Origin of the sequence: Microcystis sp. M53602_WE12 (assembly GCF_030065455.1) — a bacterium.
GTDB classification, from domain to species: domain Bacteria; phylum Cyanobacteriota; class Cyanobacteriia; order Cyanobacteriales; family Microcystaceae; genus Microcystis; species Microcystis aeruginosa.
In genome coordinates, this window is sequence record NZ_JASJFB010000062.1 from 1 (window position 1) to 1,051 (window position 1,051).

2 protein-coding genes are annotated in these 1,051 nt (G+C 39.2%); both read right to left on the reverse strand.

Annotation, left to right across the window (positions count from 1 at the left end):
* Nucleotides 1-334: 334 nt before the first annotated feature.
* Complete coding sequence (locus PX482_RS02705; protein WP_002764224.1) at nucleotides 335-619, reverse strand: type II toxin-antitoxin system RelE/ParE family toxin; 285 nt, start codon at nucleotides 617-619, stop codon at nucleotides 335-337.
* A gap of 5 nt (nucleotides 620-624) precedes the next feature.
* The gene (locus tag PX482_RS02710) at nucleotides 625-840 is read right to left on the reverse strand and encodes a hypothetical protein (protein WP_002750830.1); all 216 of its coding nucleotides are present in this window, start codon (nucleotides 838-840) and stop codon (nucleotides 625-627) included.
* Between the last annotated feature and the right edge of the window lie 211 nt (nucleotides 841-1,051).

Sequence of the window (1,051 nt, forward strand, 5' to 3'; positions counted from 1 at the left end):
ACAAGCACTGTTTATTGAGAATGACCGGGGGAACCCTGAAATTTTCGGCTTAGTTGGCGGCAGCTTGCCGCCAACTCACTCCTCTAGATAAGTATTTTGACTCAGGCATCTTCCTCTTTTGAGACGTTGTGACACTTAGGGTGCGGAATGTGGGTTATATAAGAGCGATCAATCTTTGTGTCCTTTGTGTCTTTGTGGTTTGCTCCACTCGCTCGTCACCAGGACTGTATCTTAGACCTACCAAACCTAAGAGAGCGAAATTTATTTTATTATAAATATATGTGTACCGCAACGCAGAAACCCGCAGGATCGCTTTCTAGTTTTTCCTATTTTATCAATACACTTCATCATCAGTACCAATGTCAAGTAAAATGATAACTTCTTCCTGGGTGTCTGGCTCAATTTCTATAGAAAAAATAATCCGGCAATCATAACCACAAGAACAAGCTTTAAGTCCCGATAATTCCCCTCTTAATGAATGAGTTCCCAAGCTCAAAAAATAAATATCTTCCCTCATTTGTGCCAATGTCTTCTCAATCGCTTTCTGTCGTTGAGGATTTCTGAGAACAAACTTACGGAAAGTCCGCTTAAATTTAGGCGTTAAAACCAGTTCTCTCATAATATCTATTCTAAAGTTTCTCTCAATTCTCTCAGAATAATTTCTAGGGGTTGAGGTTTAAATTCTCCTTGATGAAAAGCATTAATTGACTCCCTAGCATCTCTAGCAATTTCTTGACGACGAATATCAAGTAAACGATTTTGTAAAATTTCTAATAACATTTCCTGTTGTTCTAAAGATAGTTGCTCAACAGTATTTAAAGCTTGTTCTAAACTGATCATAATTTAACCTCAAAAAACCACCTTATATTCTAACAACAAAAAAGCACCCCCTCGCGGGAGTGCTTTTTCATTCAGACTAGGAATTAACCATTGATAGCAGGAGCAATCAGAGCTACAGGAGCCTGTTCACCACTAGCCAAGTCTAAGGGGAAGTTGTGTGCATTACGCTCGTGCATTACTTCCATACCGATACCAGCGCGGTTTAACACAT